Annotated in this window: 1 protein-coding gene; it reads right to left on the bottom strand. The window is 66.2% G+C overall.

Features of this window, described 5'->3' with window-relative positions; all coding sequences use genetic code 11:
- Nucleotides 1-1,066: IS21 family transposase (gene istA / locus VBE63_RS30075; RefSeq protein ID WP_323686631.1), on the bottom strand; the 1,066-nt coding region annotated here is incomplete at both ends.

A 1,066-nucleotide genomic window follows, 5' to 3' on the forward strand; every position in this document is an offset into this window, starting at 1 on the left:
ATTGCCCATCGGCCTCGGCCTCAAGCGGTTGCTGATCGAGCCCCTGCTGGAGGATGGAACTCACACTGCGAGACTGCGGAGCACCGATCGCCAGCGCCCGTGCACAGGCCGCCTCGAGGCGTTGTGGGCCATAGCTGCGCGCCTGTTTCAGCAGCCCCAGGCAGGCCCGGTAGCCATGCTCCGGATGCGGGCGATCGGTGAGCTGATGCTTGACCACCGCCAGCGTTGCCGGGCCGATCGTCTGCGCCCAGTTCATAAACCGCCCTGGGGACCATTGGCGATGGGCTTGATGGGCCTTGGGCATGTGCTCCTCCAGGGTGGAGAAGCGCTGAGCGCCTCGACGTGGATGCACCGTCACGCGTTGGCCACGGTGCATGACCTCCACGCTCTCGGCGCTGAGACGCACCTCCACGCGCTCGCCGACGAGACGGTGCGGGACGCTATAGAAGCGCCCCTCAATGCTGATGTGATAATCGATCCCAACCTTGGCATGGCGCCACTCGGCATACTCGAACGGCTGCGCCGGCAGCGCCTTGAGGGCCGGGCGATCCAACTGCTCGAACAGCTCCCGCCGCGAGCCAGGCAGCTTCTGGAACGGGCGCGCGTTGAGGTCCGTGAGCAACTCAGCGATGGCGCCGTTGAGTTCGCTCAGGGAGAAAAAGCGCTGGTGGCGCAGCCGTGCTAGGACCCAGCGTTCGACCACCTGGACCGCGACTTCGGCTTTGGCCTTGTCTTTGGGTTTGTAGGGCCGTGCCGGCAGGATCGCCGTGCCGTAATGACGGGCCAGATCCAGGTAGGTGGCGTTGGGCTCGGGGTCGTAACGGTCGGGTGTACGCACCGCCGCGCGCAGGTTGTCCGGGACCAGCAGCTCGGGCACGCCGCCAAAGAAGGCGAAGGCGCGCTGATGTGAGCCGATCCAGTCCGGCAGGGATTGACTCCAAGTCGCCTCGGCGTAGGTGTAGCTGGAGGCCCCGAGCACGGCGACGAAGAGCTGCGCCGAGCGCTGCTCGCCGCTGCTGGCGTCGATGACCGCCATGGTGGGACCGCAGTAGTCAATGAACAGCTT

Origin of the sequence: Lamprobacter sp., from assembly GCF_034860625.1 — a bacterium.
In the GTDB taxonomy this organism is placed as follows: Bacteria; Pseudomonadota; Gammaproteobacteria; order Chromatiales; family Chromatiaceae; genus Lamprobacter.